This is a genomic window from Halanaerobium saccharolyticum, from assembly GCF_003053565.1.
GTDB classification, from domain to species: Bacteria; Bacillota; Halanaerobiia; order Halanaerobiales; family Halanaerobiaceae; genus Halanaerobium; species Halanaerobium saccharolyticum_B.
In genome coordinates this window covers 1-21,802 of record NZ_QAXS01000021.1, presented here as the reverse complement: position 1 = coordinate 21,802, position 21,802 = coordinate 1, and the positions used below count along the sequence as shown (strand labels likewise).

The window sequence follows — 21,802 nt, the reverse complement described above, 5'->3', positions numbered from 1 at the left end:
TTATTCCTCCTCTATGAATTCAGCATACTCCTCTGCAGATAAAAGTTCATCCAGCTCAGAATCATCAGCCGGATCAACCTTAATTAACCAGCCTTCACCATAAGGGTCATCATTGATCAATTCAGGATTGTCAAGTAAGTCTTCATTAACTTTGATAACTCTACCACTAACAGGGATAAAGGTGTCAGAAACAGCTTTAACTGACTCTAAAACTCCAAAACTATCATCTTTATCAAACTCTTCATCAACTTCTGGTAATTCAACAAAAACGATGTCTCCCAGCTCTTCCTGAGCAAAATCAGTAACACCAATTACAAGATAGTCTTCTTCTTCTCTAACCCACTCATGATCCTCTGAATAATATAAATCTTCTTTTACACTCATTTTTATTCCTCCTTATAATTTTTAATGCAGCAATTAATTACTCTTAATTATTTTTAAAGATCCTAAACTAGACAAAAGGACCTTTTACTACCTCAGCCTTGATTTTTCTATTTCTCACTTTGATCTCAATCTCACTACCTACTTCCGTATGTTCGCTTTTTAGGTAAGCCAGGCCTATTCCTTCTTCTAATGTAGGAGAATAACTGCCGCTGGTTACTTCACCAATCTTTTCTTCTCCAGCATAGACTTCATAACCGTGGCGAGCCATACCTCTACCCCTGATTACAAATGGTGTTAGTTTTCTCTGACAGCAGTTTTCCTTTATATCTATTAATTTCTTTCTACCAATAAAATCTCCTTTGTCGAGTTCAACTGTCCAGCTTAATCCAGCCTCAAAAGGGTTGGTGCTTTCATCTATATCATTACCATAGAGAGCATATATTTTTTCAAGCCTCAGAGTATCTCTAGCGCCGAGACCACAGGCCTGCAGGCCAAAATCTGAACCTGCTTCCATTAACTCATCCCACATTTTTTCAGCTTCTTCAGGCTCAAAATAAAGTTCATAACCTAATTCACCTGTATAGCCAGTCCGTGAAACTATCATATTAACACCGGCGACTTTCGCTTCTCTAAACCTGTAATAACTGAGGCTGTTTAAATCAATATCTGTTAATTGAGTCAATATTTTTTTAGAGTTTGGTCCCTGTAGTGCCACCATCGCATAGTTAGCTGATAAATTTTCAGCAGTCGTATCTTCAAGCAGGTGTTCTTTTATCCAGTTATAATCTTTTTCAATATTAGAGGCATTTACAACCAGTAAAAACTGATCATCCTGCAGAGAGTAAACAAGCAGATCGTCAATAATTCCCCCATCTTCTTTACAGATTGGCGTATAAATAATTTTACCTTTTTCCAACTTATTTAAATCATTTGCAATGATTTTCTGCAGCGATTTTTTAGCATTTTTACCACTGACAAGAATTTCTCCCATATGAGAGACGTCAAAAAGACCGCATTTATTTCTGACAGCCTTATGTTCTTCAATAATACCGGTATATTCTACCGGCATTTCCCAGCCGCCAAAATCAGTCATTTTTGCTCCCATATTCTTATGTACCTGATTGAGTGGAGTTTTTTTCATTTATTTGACCTCCTTTAAATTTTGATAAAAAGAAAACAGGAAGCCGGAAAGAAATCCGACTCCCTGTTCATTAATAATTTGCTATGTCCAGAGTTACGTCCAGCTGAATTCTTTTTGCCTGAGAGTTTCGGTCTCCCTTGCTCCTTCGGCGCCATCTAGGGTCTCTCATCCAGCCTTCACCCGTTTATTAAATTCTATGTTACAATTATATATTATTTTTTTAAATATTGCAAAATTAAAATACAAATGCTGTCAGTACTACAGCTACAAGCAGTGCGGGCAGAAGATTACCAGCTTTAATTTTACTGACTCCCAGCATATTTAAACCAATCGCTGTAATTAAAAGGCCTCCGCTGGCTGTCATTATTCTAATCATATCTTCGGTCAGATATACAGCAGCCCAACCAGCCGCTAAAGTAATGCTCCCCTGGTAAAGCAGTATCGGAATTACTGAAAAAGCAACTCCAATCCCTGTGCTGGCTGCAAAAGCAATCGAAGTTATGCCGTCCAGCAGTGATTTGGTGAATAAAATGCTGGGATCTCCATTAAGCCCATCCTGAATCGAGCCCATAATAGCCATTGCCCCTACACAGTAGATTAAGCTGGCCTGAACAAAGCCCTGAACAAAAAGATCATCTTCTCCCCCAAACTTTTCTTTTAAACCTTCACCAAAATCATTTAACCTTTTCTCAAGCTGCAGAAGCTCCCCAATTACTGCTCCAATCACCAGACTAAAAATAACCAGTAGAATATCCGGATCTTTTTCGATACTAAAAGCCATCTTCATCCCAATTAAAATTACAGCCAGACTAATTCCATGAATTACAGTTGTCTGTACTTTTTCAGGAAATTTACCCCGGAAAAGAACTCCGACTGTGCTTCCGGTTAGCACTGATGCTACATTAACTATAGTTCCTATCATTATATCACCTATCTACTCTCTTCTATATATATTTGTTTCACATGAAACACTATTAAAGTTTTTTAACAAGTTCATTTAATCTATCTACACTATCAAGCTCAATAGTCAGCAGATTGTTTTTCTTGCGCTGTTTAATCTTAACTTTTGTCCCTAATTTCTTTTCTAATTCTGCTGCTGCCTGCTGCCAGGCCTGAGGCAGTTCTTCTTTTTCTTTTTTCTTTTCCTTATCTTTTAAGGGGTTTTTAAGTTTCTCCACATACTTTTCTGTCTCCCTGACAGTCAAATCCTGAATTATAATATTTTCGCAGGCTGCAACCTGAGCGGCTTCCTTATCCAGGGATAGTAATGCTCGCGCATGACCGATGGTAATTGTCCCCCGCTCAAGGTGGTTTTTGACTTTTTCAGCTAATTTTAATAATCTAACCATATTTGAAACATTAGAGCGACTTTTACCTACCTGTTTGGCCAGCTCGGCCTGAGTGATTTCAAAATTATCGAGCATTTCCTTATAAGCTTTTGCTTCTTCCACCGGGTTTAAATCTTCCCGCTGTATATTTTCAATTAGAGCTATTTCCAGCATTTCCTGATCGTCAAAATTTCTAATTACTGCCGGGATTTTGTTTAAACCAACAAGTTTTGATGCCCGCCAGCGCCTTTCTCCTGCTACAATCTGATACTTTTCTGCTTTAATCTTGCGGACAGTAATTGGCTGAATAACACCCTTTTCTCGTATTGAATTTGCCAGTTCATTTAAAGCATCCTCATCAAATGTACTCCGCGGCTGAAATGGATTTGCTTCGATTTGATCAACAAAAACTTCTTCAACCCTGTTTTGATCAACATTTTCTTCATTATTTATTAAAGCACTTAAGCCTTTACCAAGTCTTTTTTTACTCAAGAGAGATCACTTCCTCTGCTAATTTTCTGTATGCTTCCGCTCCTTTGGAGGAGGAGCTGTAGTCTAATATTGGCTTACCAAAACTTGGAGCCTCACTTAAACGAACATTGCGAGGAATTATCGTCTCAAAAACAAGTTGAGAAAAATAATCTTTAACCTCATCAATTACCTGTTCAGAAAGATTGGTTCTGGCATCATACATGGTCATTAAAACACCTTCGATTCTTAAATCTGAATTCAAATTTTTTCTGACCAGCTCAATAGTATTCATCAGCTGCCCCAGCCCCTCCAGGGCATAATATTCGCACTGAATAGGAACCATAACACTGTCGGCTGCGGTCAGAGCATTTAAAGTTAAAAGTCCTAAAGAAGGAGGACAATCAATAATTATATAATCATAATCACGGTCAAGATTTTTTAATGATTTTTTTAATCTGCTCTCCCTGGAGATAATAGAAACAAGCTCTATTTCAGCCCCTGCCAGCTCAATATTGGCAGGAATGATGTCCAGATTTTTGCTTTCACTCTGCAAAATAGCCTTCGCCGGCGGCTCAGATTCAATTAATAAATCATAGATTGTATATTCAACCTCAGATTTTTCAATTCCCAGGCCACTGCTTGCATTCCCCTGAGGATCAATATCAATCAGTAAAACCTTATTATTTTTTTCTGCCAGGCCAGCACTTAAGTTAACTGCTGTTGTGCTCTTGCCAACCCCACCTTTCTGATTGACAATTGCAATTTTTTTAGCCATTATTTCACCTCTTTGTGAACATTATTTAAATCTATAAATTCTTATTTGGAAAGTTTGATATAATATTCGATAGTATCCTGATCATCACTGCGCTCAAATTCAACATTTATCCCTGAATCCTTAATCTCTGAAATTCTTTTTTCGAGAGAATTAGCAAAAAGACGAAGATCATCAGAAATATGTTTTATCTTTTTTCTCTTTGCAGCCGGCTGCTTTCTTTTCTTGATCAGTTTTTCAGTCTCTCTAACATTAAGCCCTTTTTTACTTATTTCTTCAACCACTGCCAGCTGTTCTGCCGGACTGTCCAGCTGCAGAAGAGATCTCCCGTGTCTCTCACTTAAATCAGCTGCCAGAATTTTTTCTCGAATCTGCTCTGACAGATTTAACAAACGCAATTTGTTGGCTATAGTCGACTGGCTTTTAGAAACTCTTGCCGCCAGCTCTTTTTGAGTTAAATCAAATTCATCCAATAATCGCTGATAGGCCTTAGCTTCTTCTAAAAAATTTAAATCTTTACGCTGCAGATTTTCAATCAGAGCTATTTCTGCCATCTGCTGGTCATTAAAATCCTTAACCACAGCCGGAATAACTTCCTTATTTAATAATCGGGCAGCTCTCAACCTTCTCTCACCAGCAATTAGTTCATATTCATTTTCTTTTTCCCTAACTGTAATTGCCTGGATTAAGCCGAAATTCTTAATTGAATCTGCAAGCTCTTTAATTTCAGCCTGATTAAACTCCTGCCGCGGTTGAAAAGGATTAACTTTGATTTCTTCTACTTTAATTTCTACAATCTGATCCCTGTTTTTTTGGTCTTCCTGATTAAAGAAAGGAATTTTCATTCATAATTACCCCCACATAAAAATATATTTCTCTAAATTACTTAAATCTCCTTTATAAATATTTAATTTAGCCAGAATTAAGTCAATTCCAAAACTATTTCCCGGGAAATAAATTAAAGGGGGCGTTTTTTTGGAATTCCAGCCCGGCGAGGATATTTTTCGGGAGTTTTGGCTGTTTTTTTAACCACAATTAAATATCTCTCAGCTTCTAAACCCGGCACATCAAGCTCTATTATTTCTTCAACCTCAGCTCCAAGTGTTTTTAAAGCAGCCTGAGCTGCTTCAATTTCCTCTTCATATTCCGGTCCTTTATAAAGATAAGCCAAACCACCTATTTTTAAAAAAGGGACTGCATATTCCAGCAAAATATTTAAAGATGCAACTGCCCTTGAGCAGACATAATCAAAAGAAGACCTCCATTCACCAATTTGTGCCAGATCTTCAGCTCTACCGTGGGTAGCATCAATACCCTTAAGCCCCAGTTTATAACTCAGCTGATTTAAGAAATTAACCTTTTTTGCTGAAGAATCGAGCAAATAAAAACTGTCTCCAGGTAAAAATAATTTTAAAACCATACCTGGAAAGCCAGCTCCACTCCCGATATCAAGCCATCTCTTACGACCTTCTAAATTAAGCTGTTTTAATATCACCAGCGAATCTAAAAAATGTTTTTTGATAACAGCATCTGCTTCTGTAATTGTGCTTAAATTATATTTCTTATTTTCCTCAATAAAGAAAAGGTAGTATTCCCACAGCTGCTCAAGCTGCTCGCTGCTGTAGGAAATATTTAACTCTTCTATTCCGTCTTTTAATTTTTTTATGAATTCCTTTTTATTTTTCTCCATTCTGATCATCCTTTTTAGTTCTATTATACTGCTCCAAATAAATCATTAAAGCAGAAATATCAGCTGGAGAAACACCTGAAATCCTTGACGCCTGGCCGATAGAAAGCGGTCTAATCTTATTCAACTTTTCTCTAGCCTCCAGACGCAGATTATCAAGCTGATTATAATCCAGTTCTTCAGGAATTTTTTTCTCTTCCATTTTTCTAAACTGCTCTACCTGAGCTTCCTGGCGTTCGATATAACCTTTATATTTAACCTGGATTTCTACCTGTTCCTGAACATCTTTTTTAATCTCCGGCAGATCTTCAGCAAAAAACTTCAGATCTGAATAAGAAATTTCAGGCCGGCGCAGAAGTTTTTCTAGACTTACAGGTTTACTTAAGTTTCCACTTCCCAACTCTTCCAGTCTGGCTCTAACTTCTTTAGTCGGATTAACCTGGTTTTCATCTGCTCTTAAAAATCCAAGGGCTTTTTTTACACCCTCCATTTTTTCCTGATAATTTTCATATCTCTGATCACTGACCAGACCAATTTCTCTTCCCAGAGGAGTTAAACGCTGATCTGCGTTATCCTGGCGCAGCAGCAGCCTGTATTCTGCTCGAGAAGTCATAATTCTATAGGGCTCAGGTGTTCCTTTTGTTACCAGATCATCGATTAAAACACCTATATAGGCCTGAGATCGTTTTAAAATCACCGGCTCTTTATCCTGCAGACTCAAAGCAGCATTAATACCTGCTATTAAACCCTGGCCGGCAGCTTCTTCATAGCCGGAGCTACCATTAATTTGACCGGCTGTATATAAACCCTTTACTTTTTTTAGTTCTAAATCAAGTTTTAATTCTTCCGGATCTACACAGTCATACTCAATTGCATAACCAGGCCTCATTATCTCTACATTTTCTAAACCAGGTACAGTTCTTGCCATTTCAATCTGTACATCATAAGGTAAGCTGGTAGAAAGGCCAGAAACATAATATTCATCAGTTCCCAAACCCTCCGGCTCAATAAATAACTGATGCCTTCCTTTATCAGGAAAACGAACTACTTTATCCTCAATCGAAGGACAGTATCGCGGTCCAACCCCATCAATCACTCCACTGAATAAAGGAGTTCTCATCTTATTATCATTAATAATTCTGTGGGTTTCTTCCGAAGTATAGGTCAAATAACACATCGCCTGCTCACCGGTTAAAGGCTCAGACTCAAAAGAAAAACTCAAACCTTCTTCTCCCGGCTGCGGCTCCATTTTTGAAAAATCCATAGACTTTTTGCTCACTCTTGGTGGGGTTCCAGTTTTAAAGCGGCGCAGGTTGATTCCCAGATCTTTTAAGCTTCCGGAAAGTTTATTTGCCGGATACTGCTGGTTTGGGCCGGCATTAAATTTAGCCTCCCCAATTATTATTCTTCCTTTTAAAAAGGTTCCTGTTGTCAAAATAACCTTTTTGCCGGGGAAAAAGACTCCGGTTTTAGTTACAACCCCTTTAACTTCTCCATCTTCAACAACTATATCTTCTGCTATCTGCTGTTTTAAATCTATATTATCTTCCTGTTCTAAAACCTGTTTCATTCGCTTGTGGTATTCATCTTTATCTGATTGGCCCCGCAGACCATGAACTGCTGGACCCTTACTTGTATTCAGCATTCTGATTTGAATCATTGTTTCATCCATGTTTTTGGCCATTTCTCCGCCTAAAGCATCAATTTCTCGCACTATATGAGACTTACCAGGTCCTCCGAGTGAAGGATTACAGGGCATAAATGCTACATGATCCAGACTAACTGTTAGGGTTAAAGTCTTCATACCCATTCTTGCAGGTGCCAGAGATGCTTCACAACCGGCATGACCGGCTCCAATGACAATTACATCGTACTCTTTTGGATATCTATGAAAATCCATTATATCTCTCCCTTACTTTTAAAATTATTTTCCCAGACAAAAGTCATTAAATATTCTATCTAAAATATCATCTGCGACTGTTTCTCCTGTTATCTTTCCAAGTCCATCAAGGCAGTCTTTTAAATCAATAGTTAAAAAATCATAGGGCATATTTGTTTCATGTGAAACAATTACCCGTTCAATTGCTTCTTCAGCCTTAACCAGAGCATCACGATGTCTGCTCTGAGTGACTACCGTTTCAGCATCTGTATCAATTTCCTCATCCAAAATTTCAGCTAAAATATCATCTTTTAGTTCATTTAAACCTTCTTCTTCTAAAAGTGATATCCAGAGAACACTGTGTTCGGAAAATTCTTTTTCAATCTTTTCTTTTTCAATTTTTGCTGGCAGATCAGTCTTGTTAACTATTATTATCAGGGGCTTATCTTTAATTAATTTATAAATTTCTCTATCTTCTTCTGTGATCCCCTGATTTATATCAAGCATAAAGAGCACCAGATCCGCTTTTTCGGCTGATTTTCTGGTCCGCTCAACACCAATTTTTTCTACAGCATCTCTTGTTTCTCTAATCCCAGCTGTATCAATAATTTTTAGTGGGATCCCCTGCAGATTAACATATTCTTCAATAACATCCCTGGTTGTTCCGGGAATATCTGTTACAATTGCCCTTTTTTCTTCTAAGAAATAATTTAAAAGGCTTGATTTACCTACATTTGGCTTGCCAACAATTACAGTTTTCAAACCTTCTTTATAGATCTTACCCTGTTTACTACTTTTTAATAATTTTTCTATCTCTTCTTTTATATAATTAAATTTATCACCCAGCTCAGCCGGAGAGAATCCTTCAATTTCATCTTCTGGATAATCAATGGCAGCTTCCAGATGAGCAAGTATTTCTACAGCCTCTTCTTTAATTTGATCAACTTTTTTAGAAAGTTTTCCGTTCAGCTGGTCAACAGCCAGATCCAGACTTTTTTCCGTTTTAGAATTAATAACTTCGATAATAGCTTCTGCCTGAGCCAGGTCAATTCTGCCGTTCAGAAAAGCTCTCTGCGAAAATTCTCCCGGTTCAGCCAGCCTGGCTCCGTGTTTTAAAGTTAAGTCCAGGACTGCTCTCAGGGGAGTCATCCCTCCGTGACAGTCAAATTCGAGTACATTTTCTCCGGTAAATGAGTGGGGGCCCCTCATCATCACTGCCACCACCTCATCAATTGTTTTCTCAGTCTCCGGATCTTTGATATGTCCATAGTGAGCAGTATAAGTCTCCTGCTCAGAAATCTTTTTCTCTTTTTTGACAGAACTAAAAATCTTATCTCCAATTTGATAAGCCTGGGGTCCACTAATTCTAATTTTACCGGTCCCTCCTGTGCCAAATGGAGTTGCAATTGCTGCAATAGTATCTTCTTTTAATATATCCAATTTCTAAACACCTCCTAAAAGATAACCCAGCAGAGAAAATCCCTGCTGGGTTAATGATAAAAGCCATCTGCTTCTTTTATTTTCTGTTTATTAACTGCTGCACCAAAGTAATACAGCACTTTATTTAGATTAGATAATTTTATTTATCTAATGGTTCTATCATAACTTTACGGTAGGGTTCTTTTCCCTCACTGTATGATTTAACATTTTTATTTTCCTTAAGTGCTATATGAATAATCCTTCTTTCATGTGGCGGCATCGGCTCTAAAACAACTTTTCTCTTTTTTCTTTCTGCCTTTGCTGCCAGTCTTTCTGCCAGTCTTTCTAAAGTTTGCTGGCGGCGATCACGATAACCTTCAGCATCAAGTAGAACTCTAAAATATTCTTCCAGCTCTTTATTAATATAGATAGAAGTTAAATACTGCATTGCATCAAGAGTTTCTCCTCGATGACCAATAACCAGACCCAGTTCTTTTTCTCCTGTTAGGTTGTAAACTACCTGTTCAGCATCACTTTTTTCTTCCATGATTTCTACACCAACATTAATATTGGCTTTTTCTAAAAGGCTTTCCAAAAACTCTTTGCCCTTTTTGACAGGATCGAAAACTTCTTTTACCTCTACAACAGCATCTTTAGTTCCGATTAATCCAAGTAAGCCTTTACTACCTTCATCTATAACATTAATTTCAGCATCTTCTCTTGTAATTCCTAATTTATTCAGAGCTTTTTCTACAGCTTTTTCTACATTTTTAGCTTCTACTTTTATGCTTTTCATTTTTATTCTGCATCCCCCTTGATTCTGCTAGGTTCTTTGGATAGAAAATACTGCTGACCTACAGTAAATAGGGTTGATGTAAACCAGTATAATAAGACACCAGCAGGTAATGAGAAACCAATAAATACTATAAAGAGAGGCATCATGTACATCATCTTATTACTCTTGCCTTCTCCTCCAGAAATTTTCTGAGTCATATATGTCTGTCCCAGCATTACAAGTGCATTTAAAAGCACAATCGCAATATCCGGCTCAGCCAGTGACCCATTAGTAATTGTTCCAATCCATAAAAATGCTTCATTTGCCATTTTGTCACCTAAAGCAAAAATAGTCCTGTATAAAGGAATCAAAATTGCCATCTGAACAATCATCGGCAGACAACCTGCAGCTGGATTAACACCATGTTCCTGATAAAGTTCCATCATTGCTTCCTGCTGCTTTTCCTTATCATCTTTATATTCTTCCTGAATTTTTTTCATTTCAGGCTGTATTTCCTGCATCTCTCTCATTGAACGCGTCTGTTTAGCTGTTAAAGGATAAAGAACCAGCTTAATCAACAGAGTGAAAATAATAATTGCCAGACCATAATTACCAACAATATTGTAAATAAAATCTAAAGCGTATGCCATTCCATTAATTAACCAATCAAACATTTAATAAATTCCTCCTATTCTACCGGATCATATCCCCCAGGATTGAAAGGATGACAGCGCAAAATTCGCTTTAATCCCATCCAGCCTCCTTTTAAAGCTCCGTATTTTTGAACTGCCTGTTTTGTATATTCTGAACAGGTAGGACGAAAACGACAGCTTTTGGGAGTCCAGGGTGAAATAATCTTCTGATAGATTTTAATAAAAAACAAAAATAATTTTTTCATTTTACCACCTTATTTAACCAGTTTCATAATCATTTTGTTACTAATAATTATGTAGAATTAGATAAATAAAACTAATAAGCTCCAATTTCTATGTAATTTAAATTATATTCATCTTTTGGTACAACTTTTTTACATCTTTTTTTAAACGATGATAATCAAGATTAACAACTGGTTTTCGGGCAATAAAAATTATATCATAACCTTTAAATTCTTTTTCTCTTTCAAATTCTCTAATAATCTCTCTCAATCTTCTTTTCAGCCTGTTTCGGACAACAGCATTACCAATTTTTTTGCTGACTGATAAACCGTAGCGGTTCTTTTTTCCTTTTTCGTAATTTAAGCAGTAAATTACAAGATTTCTTGTCGCATATGAACTTCCATTTTCATATACTTTTTTAAACTCCTTATTCTTTTTAAGACTCTCCACCAAATAACCTCCAGCTAAAATAATCCACAACTAAGCTAATTTTTTATTCATACATTTAAAATTATATGCTATTTAGATAGTAGAGTCAAGGAGATTTAACTTTATCCACAAGATAAATTTTTAAAGCCTATGTTGATAATTTGTTGATAATCTGTTATTATTAATATGGTTATTTGGATTAAATTTTTATCCTTACCGAGCTAATAGTTAAGAGATTATTAACAATCTGTTCATAAAATAATCAACATAGCCATAAAAACCAATCAAATACAGCAACTTATCCACAATTTCTTAATTTTTTATCCACAAACTGTTAATAACAATCATTCTTTGTGGATATCTTTTGTCTTTTTATTAACAAATTTTTATTCGAATTTTAAATTTAGAAAGTGATTTTACTGCTTTAACAGTGAAGTTATATTTCTTTTTTCTGTGGATAATTTATATAGTTGTCCACAATTTTGTGGATAAACCCCTATTTATCCCCGTTGATTGGGGATAACTTTAACTTAAGCACAATTTTTTAGAATTACAGGAGGTATTTTATGTCTTTCTCGCAAAAAGAATTAGATCACATCTGGAAGAAAACTTTAGAAAATATTAAAGAAAAAATTACAAATCCCAGTTTTAATACCTGGTTTTCAGAAACTAAGGCAGTTATGACTACTGCAGAAAATCAGCTGGTACTGCAGGTACCAAATAATTTTATCCAGGAATGGATAGAAAGTCAGTATACTGATTTAATAGAAGAAATCCTCGAAGATTTAACTGGTAATCAGTGGACTCTACTTTTATTAACTCCCAAAGAAGTAAAGAAATTTAAAGAAAATAAGGAAAATAATAAAGATACAGCTGAAGAAAAAACGCAGGAAGTTGAAATAGTTGAAGAAAATATTGAAGAAGACAGTATAGAATCAGAATTAAAGCAAAATGGCTTTAATCCAAAATATACATTTGATACTTTTGTAGTCGGTAACAGCAACCGCTTTGCTCATGCAGCATCTCTTGCCGTTGCCGAAGCTCCAGCAAAGGCATATAATCCTCTTTTTATTTATGGTGATGTAGGACTTGGAAAAACCCACCTGATGCAGGCTATTGCCCATTTTATTTTGAAAAATAATCCTGATTATAAAGTTGTTTATGTTTCTTCGGAAACCTTTACCAATGAACTTATTAACTCTATCAAGGATGATTCTACTGTTGATTTTAGAGATAAATACCGAAATATTGATATTCTACTGGTTGATGATATTCAGTTTTTGGCCGGCAAAGAAAGAACACAGGAAGAGTTTTTCCATACCTTTAATACATTACATGAATCAAATCGCCAGTTAATTATATCAAGTGATCGACCCCCAAAAGAAATTCCTACTTTAGAAGAAAGGCTCCGTTCCCGCTTTGAATGGGGTTTAATTACTGATATTCAAAAACCTGATTTAGAAACCAGAATTGCTATTTTGAGAAAAAAAGCAGATATAGAAAATCTAACTATTCCAAATGAAGTAGTTATTTATATTGCCAATAAAATTCAATCTAATATTAGAGAATTAGAAGGGGCTCTGGTTAAGGTAATTGCCTATTCATCCCTTGTTGACAGGGAAATTGATGTCGATCTGGCAAGAGAAGCTTTAAAAGATTTGGTTAATAAAAAGAAAAATGAATCAATAGAAGTTAATATTGAAAGGATCAAAAAAATTATAACTGATGATTATAATTTAAAAATGGAAGATATGGAATCCAAAAAAAGAACTCAAAATATAGCTTTTCCCCGTCAGATAGCCATGTATTTGAGTCGAGAATTAACTGATTTTTCTCTACCTCATATTGGTAATGAATTTGGCGGCCGTGATCATACAACTGTAATCCATGCTCACAATAAAATTAAAGAAAAAATAGAAAATGAAGATGATTTTAGTAATAAAATTGAAAGATTAATTGATACAATTAAGCACGGTTAAAACTTTTTTTGCTGTTAATTTTTTAATACTTAGCTCCACATTTTATCTATTAACATTTTCTGTGGATAATTATTAAGGTGCCTGTTGATAGATTGTTGATAATTTTTAACTGTTAGTATGTGGATAACTCTTGTCCTATCGACTAACAACTTATCTACAGGTGAAATCAGGCTCTCAATAGTACTTAAGGGCTTATCCACATATTCACAGCCCCTACTACTATTACTACTAGTTTTATTAATAAATTAACCATTATTATATATTTTCGTTTTTGTTAATAACTTTTAATCAGGAGGGATATACTTTGAAATTTTCAATCAATCAAAAAGATTTATATAATGCTCTGAACATAGTTAGAAGAGCTGTAGCTAAAAATCAAACATTACCTATTTTAACTGGAATCTTTTTAAAGCTGGAAAATAATAAATTAACTTTAAAGTCAACTGATCTGGAGCTGGGAATCAAATATGATTTAAAAGTAGAGGCAGAAATTGACGGATCAATTGTGCTGCCTGCTACTCAATTTTCAAATATTATTAGGGAACTGCCTAATGAAGAAGTAAAGATAGAATTAAATAAGGATAAATGGCAGCTGCAGATTAAATGTCTTAATTCTTTATTTAAAATAAATGGTTATGATCCAGATGAATTTCCCAATTTGCCGCAGGTAGAAGAGAGTGCAAAGTTTACTCTGCCTTCAAGTAAATTTAAAGAAATGATCAAAAAGGTTAGAATTTCAACCTCAAAGGATGAAACTCAGCCTGCTTTAACAGGTGCTTTATTTGAAGTTGAAGCAGAAAAAGTAAAGATGGTTTCTACAAATACATACCGTCTTTCATATATTGAAGCTCCTTTACAGACTTCAGTTAATGAAAAAATTGCTGTTATTTTACCAGGCAGCACCTTACAGGAATTAAATAATTTACTGGAAGATGAGGGAAGTGTTGAGATAGAGGTTGACAGTAATTATGCTCGTTTTAATTTTGCTGGAATAGAGGTTATTTCCCGCTTAATCGAGGGTAAATTTCCAAATTATGAGCTGGTTATTCCGGATGAATCAAACAGTAAATTTTCTGCAGATCTCTCCCAGCTGCACGGTGCAGTAAAAAGAGCTTCTCTGATTGCAAAACTTGATGCAAATATAATTACCCTTCAGGCAGATGATGGCTTAATGGAGATCAATTCAGCAGAGGGTAGTTCTGGTTATGCACATGAGGAAGTAAAGATTGATATTGAAGGTCCGGAGCAGAAAATTAATATTGACGCCGGCTATTTCATTGATGTCTTAAAAGTATTAGATTCTGACGAAATTAATATAGAAATGATAGGACCATTAAATCCCCTTGTTGTTAATTCTCAAAAAGATGGGGATAAGTTTATTTATCTGATTATGCCGGTCCGTTCACAATCATAATTAAAAGCTAATAAAGTGTAATGGTCTGTTGATATCTGGAAAGTTATTAAAGGGGGTACACTTACTGTAATTGAGGAGGTTATTTAGAAATGGAAGAAGTAAAAATAACAAGTGATACAATTAATTTAGATCAATTTTTAAAATGGGCCAATATTGTAATGAGTGGTGGCGAAGCTAAACATTTAATTCAGGCAGGAGAAGTAGAGGTTAATGGAGAAATAGAATTAAAGAGGGGTAAAACTTTAAAAGCTGGAGATATAGTTAAATTAAAGGCTGAAGATAAAAAATATAAAGTAAGTCGGGGATAATTAATGTATTTAGAAAGAGTTCTCTGCCGAAATTTTCGTAATTTTGAAGAGCTGATGATTGATTTAAATCCAAATTTAAATATTTTCTTGGGTGCCAACGGCCAGGGGAAGACTAATTTTTTAGAATCAATTTATTTAATGGCCACTGCTAACTCGCATCGGAGTAGTATTACTTCCGAAATGATCAACTGGGATCAGGAAAAAGCACTTGTTCAGTTGCTTTTACGGCGCAGAGAAGGTAAAATAAAGTTAGCCATGCGTTTAGAAAAAAGTGGACGCCAGGTTGAAATTAATGATAATCCTCTGGATAAAGTGAAAGAACTGCTGGGATATTTAAATGCAGTTTTATTTTCTCCTGAGGATTTAAAGCTGGTTAAAGAGGGACCATCGCACAGAAGAGAGTTTATAGATCTTGAAATTTCTCAGGTCAGCCGCTATTATAATCACCTTTTAAATAAATATGATCATCTTTTAAAACAGCGAAATAATTTATTAAAATCAATTAGAGATGGAAAGTCAACTGATCGGGAAATGCTTTCTGTCTGGGATGAACAGCTGGCGGCAGTAGGCTCAAAAATAATTTTAAAAAGAATTGAAGTTGTAGATAAACTAAAAATTCTGGCCAGACTTTCTCAGCGTAAAATTACTGAAGGAAGGGAAAATTTAGAGCTGGAATATGATATTTCTCTTAATAATTTTTCTAAAAAACTGGGAGAAGCAGAATTAAGAGAAGTTTTTATAGATGCCCTAATTTCAAAGCGTGATCAGGAAATTTCTCGAGGTTATACAGTAGTTGGACCTCATAGAGATGATTTAATATTAAAGGTTAATGATATGGATCTTCGCAAATATGGATCTCAGGGACAGCAGAGAACTGCTGCTCTATCGTTAAAACTGGCAGAACTGGAATTTATGAAGTCAGAGACCGGAGAATATCCAGTCCTGCTTTTAGATGATGTTTTTTCGGAATTAGATGGTTTAAGAAGAAAAGCATTGATTAATATTATAGCTGATAAAATTCAGACTATAATTACAGCAACAGATGGAGAAAATTTATCCGGAATTAAAAATAACTCCTATAATGTTTATCAGGTTAAAAAGGGGAGAATAAAAAAGAGGGTGAATTAGACATATGTTTTTACATCTTGGTGATGGTTATATGATTCCATCAAAAGAAGTAGTATTAATTGGTGATTTAGAGAGTACGACTTCATCTGAGATAACTGAGGAATTTTTAGAGATTTCTGATGAAGAAGGATTTATTGTTGATTATTCCGGGGGAGATCCCCGTTCTTTTGTGTTAACAGGAGAGACAATTTATCTTTCAATGATCTCATCTAAGACACTTGGAGATAGAGTTGATAAGTTTACAGAAGAAAATGGGGGATATTGATGGATATTAAGGACAGAAGTAATTACGAAGCAGAACATATACAGGTATTAGAAGGACTGGAAGCGGTTCGTAAAAGACCGGGGATGTACATTGGTTCTACAAGTATAGAAGGGCTGCATCATTTAGTCTATGAGGTAGTTGATAATAGTATTGATGAAGCTATGGCTGGCTACTGTACAGAAATCTCAGTTGAAATCAAGCCCGGAAATGTAATTAAAGTTCAGGATGACGGCCGGGGAATCCCAGTTGAAATCCACCCTAAAGTTGATAAACCAGCTGTAGAGGTAGTAATGACAACACTTCATGCAGGTGGTAAATTTGGTGGAGAGGGGTATAAGGTTTCAGGTGGTTTACATGGTGTTGGTGTTTCAGTTGTAAATGCACTCACCGAGTGGATGGAAGTTGAGATTGCCTGGAAAGATGGTAAGGTTTATAAGCAGAAATACGAGAGAGGGATTCCTCAGCATGAGCTGCAGGTAGTAGGAAGCTGTGACAGTGAATGTACAGGAACCACTATTGAATTTAAACCTGACCCACTTATTTTTGAAGAAATTGATTTTGAATTTAGAGTCTTAGCTCAGCGCTTAAAAGAGCTGGCTTTTTTAAATAAAGGTACAACAATAAAAATCAAGGATACCCGTCAGGAAGAGGTTGAAGAGGAAGAATTCCACTTTGATGGTGGACTGGTTTCCTTTGTTGAATATTTAGCACAGAGTAAGAAACCTCTGCTTTCAGAACCAATTTACATAGAAGATGAAGGTGAAGAGGGTTCAATTGAAGTTGCAATTATGTACCATCAGGGATATAATACTTCACTTTATACCTTTGCCAATAATATTAACACCAAAGAGGGTGGAACTCATTTAAGCGGTTTTAAATCAGCTACTACCCGTACTTTTAATGATTATGCCCGCAGCAAAAATATTTTAAAAGATGGGGATGACAACCTCAAAGGTGAAGATATTAGAGAAGGTATGATTGCTATTATTAGTGTTAAATTATCTGAACCCCAGTTTGAAGGACAGACTAAAACCAAGCTCGGTAACAGTGAGATGCGGGGTTTTGTTGATTCTGCCGTTTCTTCATTTTTGAAAACATATTTAGAAGAAAATCCTAAGGTAGGTAAGGCGATTATTGAGAAGGCAATGAGTGCAGCTCAGGCAAGAAAAGCTGCCCGGAAAGCCAGAGATTTAACCAGAAGAAAAAGTGCCCTAACATCTACAGCTCTACCGGGGAAACTGGCAGACTGTTCAAAAAGGAAGGCTGATGACACAGAAGTATATATCGTTGAGGGTGACTCTGCCGGTGGTTCTGCTAAACAGGGCCGGGACAGAGAATTTCAGGCTATTTTGCCGCTTAAAGGTAAAATTTTAAATGTAGAAAAATCACGATTAAATAAAATTTTAAATAATGATGAAATAAGAGCTCTAATTACTGCTATTGGAACAGGGGTAGGAGAAGAGTTTGATATAAATAATATTCGTTATGATCGAATTATAATTATGACTGATGCCGATGTTGATGGTGCTCATATTAGAACTTTACTTTTAACCTTCTTTTATCGGTATATGCGCCCTTTATTAGAAAATGGAAATATCTATATTGCACAACCACCTTTATATAAGGTCAAAAAGGGTAGAAGAGAAGAATATGTTTACAATGATAAAGCACTTAAGGAGCTGCTTGAGGAAATAGGAAAAGACAGAGTTTCCATGCAGAGATATAAGGGTCTGGGTGAGATGAATCCTTCTCAGCTCTGGGATACTACTATGGATCCAGATAATAGAATTTTACTCCAGGTAGATATAGAAGATGCAATCATGGCTGATGAGACCTTCTCTATTTTAATGGGGGACAAGGTTGCTCCAAGACGTGAATTTATTCAAAAACATGCCCGAGAAGTTAAAAATCTTGATGTATAAATTTATTATAAGATAAAGGTTGGTGAAATATTTTGGATCAAAAAGCAGCAAGAGTTAAAAAAATTGACATAGATAAAGAAATGAGAACTTCCTACCTTGATTACTCAATGAGTGTAATTGTAGGAAGAGCTCTGCCGGATGTTAGAGATGGTTTAAAGCCGGTCCACAGAAGAATTTTATATGCCTTAAATGACCTGGGGATGACTCATACCAAACCTCATAAAAAATCTGCTCGTATTGTTGGAGAAGTACTGGGTAAGTATCACCCACATGGAGATACAGCAGTTTATGATACGATGGTTAGGATGGCACAGGATTTTTCCTACCGCTATATGCTGGTAGATGGTCATGGTAACTTTGGTTCGATTGACGGTGATAGTGCCGCAGCTATGCGTTATACAGAGGCCAGGATGGCTCCTATTGCCTCAGAGATGATGACTGATATCAATAAAGAAACAGTTGATTTTATTCCTAACTTTGATGAATCGCTGGAAGAACCGGAAGTATTACCCGCTAGATTTCCTAATTTATTAGTTAATGGTACTTCAGGAATTGCAGTTGGAATGTCAACCAGTATTCCACCTCATAATTTAGGTGAAGTAATTGATGGAGTAATTAAATTGATCAACAATCCGGGGATTACAACCAAGGAATTGATGGGAACTATCAAGGGACCTGATTTTCCTACAGGCGGTCAGATTATGGGCCGCGGCAGCATCTATAAGGCCTATAAAAATGGGCGCGGTAAATTAACTGTAAGAGCAAAAACCAGAGTTGAAGATTTATCTGTAAATAGAAAGCAGATCATTGTTGATGAACTGCCTTATCAGGTAAATAAGGCTCGTTTAATCAAAAGAATTGCTGAGCTGGTTAAGGATGAAAAACTTGATGCGATTTCTGATATCAGGGATGAATCAGATCGTGATGGAATGAGAATAGTAATTGAATTAAAAAGAGAAGCTACTCCCAAAGTAGTTTTAAATCAGCTATTTAAACACTCCAGACTTCAGGTTACCTTCAGTGTGATAATGATAGCTCTGGTAGATAAAGAGCCCAAGGTTTTATCCTTAAAACAAATTTTAGAACATTACTTAGAACATCAAAAAGAGGTTATCAGACGCCGAACTCAGTATGATCTGGATAAAGCCTTAGATAGAGCTCATATTCTAGAAGGTTACAGGATTGCCCTGGCTAATATTGATGAAATAGTGGAAATGATTAAAAATGCTGATGAAGTTGATACAGCCAGAATTAAATTAATGGAGAACTATGATCTTTCTGAGACTCAGGCCAATGCTATTTTAAGAATGAGACTGCAGAGCCTGACCGGATTAGAAAGAGATAAAATAGAAACAGAATATAAAGATTTACAGGAAAAAATAACATATTATAGATCTGTTTTAGCAGATGAAGGAAAATTATTAGAAATTATTAAAGAAGAAATTTTAGCAATTAAAGATAAATATAATGATGAGCGCCGAACTGCAATTATGAATAGAGCTACAGACCTTGAATTAGAGGATCTAATTGAAGAAGAGCAGATTGTAGTAACTATGACCAATCAGGGATATATTAAGCGGATGCCGCTTGATTTATACCGCAGTCAGCGCCGGGGTGGTAAAGGAGTAATAGGAATCAGCACCAAAGAAGAGGATTTTGTGGAGAATATCTTTACAACTACCACTCACTATAAATTCTTATTCTTTACCAACCAGGGGAGAGTTTACAGATTAAAGGGATATCAGATACCGGAAACAGGTCGTCAGGCCAGAGGTACTGCTATTGTTAACCTGCTTGAATTAGAGGCAGAAGAAAAGATTAATGCAGTTATCCCAATTAAAGAGTTCCCGGAAGATGCCTATTTAATTATGGCCACCAAAAATGGTTTAATCAAAAAGACAGCTTTAGAAGAGTATGATACCAATTATACCGGACTAATTGCTGTTAATTTAAGAGAAAATGATGAACTAATTGGGGTCAGAATTATTGAAGAGGACGAAAACATCTTCCTGGTTACCCGTAATGCCAAGGCTATTCATTTTAATGAGGCTGATGTTCGCTCTGTAGGTAGAAATTCTTATGGAGTTAAAGGAATTAATTTAGCAGAAGATGATCGGGTAATCGATATGGGAATAGATTCTGCAGGAGAAGAACTACTGGTAATTACTGAAAATGGTTATGGTAAGCGGACTCCAATTTCTGACTATAGAATTCAAAATAGAGCCGGTAAAGGTATAATTACCGCTAATATTACTGAGAAGAATGGTAAGCTTGCTGCAGCCAGAATTGTTGATGACAGCCTGGAAATGATGGTTATAACTCAGGATGGTATTATTATTAGAGTTCCAGCGGCTGAAATATCAACTACTGGTAGAAATACAATGGGTGTTAAAATAATCAATGTTGGCGAAGATGATAAAGTTGTATCTTTAGCCAGAATTAATGATGATATTTTAGAAGATGAAGCTGAAGATAAGGAAGAAAAAGAAAAATTAAGCCCGGAAGAAATTGCAGAAGCTCGTTTTGACAGGATTGTTGAAAAAATAGACAGAGAAGCAGAGGAAGCTCAAGCTGCAGAAGAGGCTGAACTTGAAGCAGAGGAAGAAATTGAAACAGATAATACAGATACAGAAGAATAATTACTAATATGATAAGTTAACTCCACAGAGATCAAAATTCTGTGGAGTTTTTTTCAAATGTAATCAATTTTACTTTATATAACTATGAATTAACATAAAATGAATACAGATAAGTAAAGTTGAGTAAATAACTCATATTAATTTTAATAATTGTTAACTACTTTACATCATAATAATTCTTATTCGATATAATGTACTCAATAAGAAAATAAGAAAGTTAATAAAACCTATAATTTTACAAAACTACAAGGGGTGATATAAGATGCTAAGAAAAGTAAAAGATTTTATTTTTGAAGCAGCAGAATTAGAAATGAAGGCTAGAGGTTATAGAAAGTAATAAGTTTTAAGAAAAAAATATAATTTTAAAAGAAACCTATAATTTAAAAATACTATAAGAGGTGATAATTATGAATAGAGTGGAAAGATTTCTTAACAATTTCGCTGAAACAACTGCAATGGGATTTGGTTTAGCTAGAAATATCGATAAAGATAGCGACGAATATATTGATTATTTTGGTTAAAATCAATTTTTCTCGATAAGAAAACAATAAGAAAACAATAATTTTATAATACTATAAGGAGTGATAACTATGAGAAAGTTTGAGAAATTTGTTAATGAGTTTGCTGAGATCGCTGCATTTGGGTTTGGAATTAATACCAAACAGAAAAATACTGATAATGATGATTATATAGATTATCTTGGTTAAAGTAGTAAATTATAATGAAAAAATATATAAAAATGATCTTTAAAAACAAGAATAATAAGAACTTCCTTTATAGTAGATAGCTTTAATAGAAATTATTATCTACTTGGAGGAAGTTTTTTTATTTTTTTTTTGACAGCAGTGATCATAGATGTTACTATATTATTTGTCGCCGAAAAACAAAAGACTTTTCCGGCCGACAAAATTATTTTAAAAAGTTCTTGACAAAGTTAAAAGAGCTTGATAAGATAATAAGCGTCGCACAAATAATCTCCACTAAAAT

20 protein-coding genes and 1 riboswitch are annotated in these 21,802 nt (G+C 35.3%); of the genes, 7 read left to right on the top strand and 13 right to left on the bottom strand.

The genetic code is table 11. The features are described 5' to 3' along the window. From gcvH to rnpA, 13 genes are all read right to left on the bottom strand, one after another. A complete protein-coding gene (gcvH, locus tag C8C76_RS09110) occupies positions 1-384 on the bottom strand; it encodes a glycine cleavage system protein GcvH (protein WP_108140926.1) in 384 nt (127 codons plus the stop codon). 67 nt (positions 385-451) lie between these two features. Then, positions 452-1,525 carry a glycine cleavage system aminomethyltransferase GcvT gene (gcvT, locus tag C8C76_RS09105; RefSeq protein WP_108140924.1) on the bottom strand — a complete coding sequence of 358 codons (1,074 nt, stop codon included), beginning with the start codon at positions 1,523-1,525 and terminating at the stop codon, positions 452-454. Between the two features lie 96 nt (positions 1,526-1,621). After that, positions 1,622-1,705, bottom strand: a riboswitch (glycine riboswitch). Between the two features lie 55 nt (positions 1,706-1,760). Beyond that, a complete protein-coding gene (locus tag C8C76_RS09100; RefSeq protein WP_108140922.1) occupies positions 1,761-2,447 on the bottom strand; it encodes a DUF554 domain-containing protein in 687 nt (228 codons plus the stop codon). A 52-nt stretch (positions 2,448-2,499) separates the two neighbouring features. Next, a complete protein-coding gene (locus C8C76_RS09095) occupies positions 2,500-3,345 on the bottom strand; it encodes a ParB/RepB/Spo0J family partition protein (protein WP_108140920.1) in 846 nt (281 codons plus the stop codon). Continuing rightward, positions 3,338-4,099, bottom strand: a complete 762-nt coding sequence (locus C8C76_RS09090) for a ParA family protein (protein WP_108140918.1) — start codon at positions 4,097-4,099, stop codon at positions 3,338-3,340. Before C8C76_RS09090 ends, C8C76_RS09095 begins: the two co-directional genes overlap by 8 nt. 41 nt (positions 4,100-4,140) lie before the next feature. Continuing rightward, entirely contained in the window at positions 4,141-4,941 is an 801-nt protein-coding gene (gene noc, locus C8C76_RS09085; RefSeq protein WP_108140916.1) for a nucleoid occlusion protein, read from the bottom strand. Positions 4,942-5,054: 113 nt separating this feature from the next. Beyond that, positions 5,055-5,786, bottom strand: coding sequence for a 16S rRNA (guanine(527)-N(7))-methyltransferase RsmG (gene rsmG / locus C8C76_RS09080; protein ID WP_108140914.1), 732 nt, complete (start codon positions 5,784-5,786; stop codon positions 5,055-5,057). Next, positions 5,773-7,683 carry a tRNA uridine-5-carboxymethylaminomethyl(34) synthesis enzyme MnmG gene (gene mnmG, locus C8C76_RS09075; protein ID WP_108140912.1) on the bottom strand — a complete coding sequence of 637 codons (1,911 nt, stop codon included), beginning with the start codon at positions 7,681-7,683 and terminating at the stop codon, positions 5,773-5,775. The genes rsmG and mnmG overlap by 14 nt, the downstream gene beginning before the upstream one ends. A 24-nt stretch (positions 7,684-7,707) precedes the next feature. Further along, positions 7,708-9,102, bottom strand: a complete 1,395-nt coding sequence (gene mnmE, locus C8C76_RS09070; RefSeq protein WP_108140910.1) for a tRNA uridine-5-carboxymethylaminomethyl(34) synthesis GTPase MnmE — start codon at positions 9,100-9,102, stop codon at positions 7,708-7,710. A 139-nt stretch (positions 9,103-9,241) separates the two neighbouring features. Further along, the gene (gene jag / locus C8C76_RS09065; RefSeq protein WP_108140908.1) at positions 9,242-9,877 is read right to left on the bottom strand and encodes an RNA-binding cell elongation regulator Jag/EloR; all 636 of its coding nucleotides are present in this window, start codon (positions 9,875-9,877) and stop codon (positions 9,242-9,244) included. A 2-nt stretch (positions 9,878-9,879) separates the two neighbouring features. Further along, on the bottom strand, positions 9,880-10,530 hold the full coding sequence (locus tag C8C76_RS09060; protein ID WP_108140906.1) for a YidC/Oxa1 family membrane protein insertase: 651 nt from the start codon (positions 10,528-10,530) through the stop codon (positions 9,880-9,882). A 14-nt stretch (positions 10,531-10,544) separates the two neighbouring features. Continuing rightward, positions 10,545-10,754, bottom strand: a complete 210-nt coding sequence (gene yidD, locus C8C76_RS09055) for a membrane protein insertion efficiency factor YidD (protein WP_108140904.1) — start codon at positions 10,752-10,754, stop codon at positions 10,545-10,547. Between the two features lie 97 nt (positions 10,755-10,851). Next, complete coding sequence (gene rnpA, locus C8C76_RS09050; RefSeq protein WP_108140902.1) at positions 10,852-11,181, bottom strand: ribonuclease P protein component; 330 nt, start codon at positions 11,179-11,181, stop codon at positions 10,852-10,854. Between the two features lie 545 nt (positions 11,182-11,726). Between rnpA and dnaA the strand changes: the two genes are divergently transcribed. The 7 genes from dnaA to gyrA all read left to right on the top strand — a co-directional run bounded on the left by dnaA (position 11,727) and on the right by gyrA (position 20,815). Then, positions 11,727-13,139 carry a chromosomal replication initiator protein DnaA gene (gene dnaA, locus C8C76_RS09045; RefSeq protein ID WP_108140900.1) on the top strand — a complete coding sequence of 471 codons (1,413 nt, stop codon included), beginning with the start codon at positions 11,727-11,729 and terminating at the stop codon, positions 13,137-13,139. Positions 13,140-13,443: 304 nt separating this feature from the next. Further along, positions 13,444-14,553 carry a DNA polymerase III subunit beta gene (dnaN, locus tag C8C76_RS09040; RefSeq protein WP_108140898.1) on the top strand — a complete coding sequence of 370 codons (1,110 nt, stop codon included), beginning with the start codon at positions 13,444-13,446 and terminating at the stop codon, positions 14,551-14,553. Positions 14,554-14,642: 89 nt separating this feature from the next. Continuing rightward, positions 14,643-14,861, top strand: coding sequence for an RNA-binding S4 domain-containing protein (locus C8C76_RS09035; protein WP_108140896.1), 219 nt, complete (start codon positions 14,643-14,645; stop codon positions 14,859-14,861). A 3-nt stretch (positions 14,862-14,864) separates the two neighbouring features. After that, positions 14,865-15,989, top strand: coding sequence for a DNA replication/repair protein RecF (recF, locus tag C8C76_RS09030; RefSeq protein ID WP_108140894.1), 1,125 nt, complete (start codon positions 14,865-14,867; stop codon positions 15,987-15,989). Between the two features lie 4 nt (positions 15,990-15,993). Continuing rightward, a complete protein-coding gene (remB, locus tag C8C76_RS09025) occupies positions 15,994-16,254 on the top strand; it encodes an extracellular matrix regulator RemB (protein ID WP_108140892.1) in 261 nt (86 codons plus the stop codon). Further along, positions 16,254-18,176: a DNA topoisomerase (ATP-hydrolyzing) subunit B gene (gyrB, locus tag C8C76_RS09020; RefSeq protein WP_108140890.1), complete on the top strand. Its 1,923-nt coding sequence runs from the start codon at positions 16,254-16,256 to the stop codon at positions 18,174-18,176. The genes remB and gyrB overlap by 1 nt, the downstream gene beginning before the upstream one ends. A 32-nt stretch (positions 18,177-18,208) precedes the next feature. Then, a complete protein-coding gene (gyrA, locus tag C8C76_RS09015; protein WP_108140888.1) occupies positions 18,209-20,815 on the top strand; it encodes a DNA gyrase subunit A in 2,607 nt (868 codons plus the stop codon). The last annotated feature ends 987 nt before the right edge of the window (positions 20,816-21,802 follow it).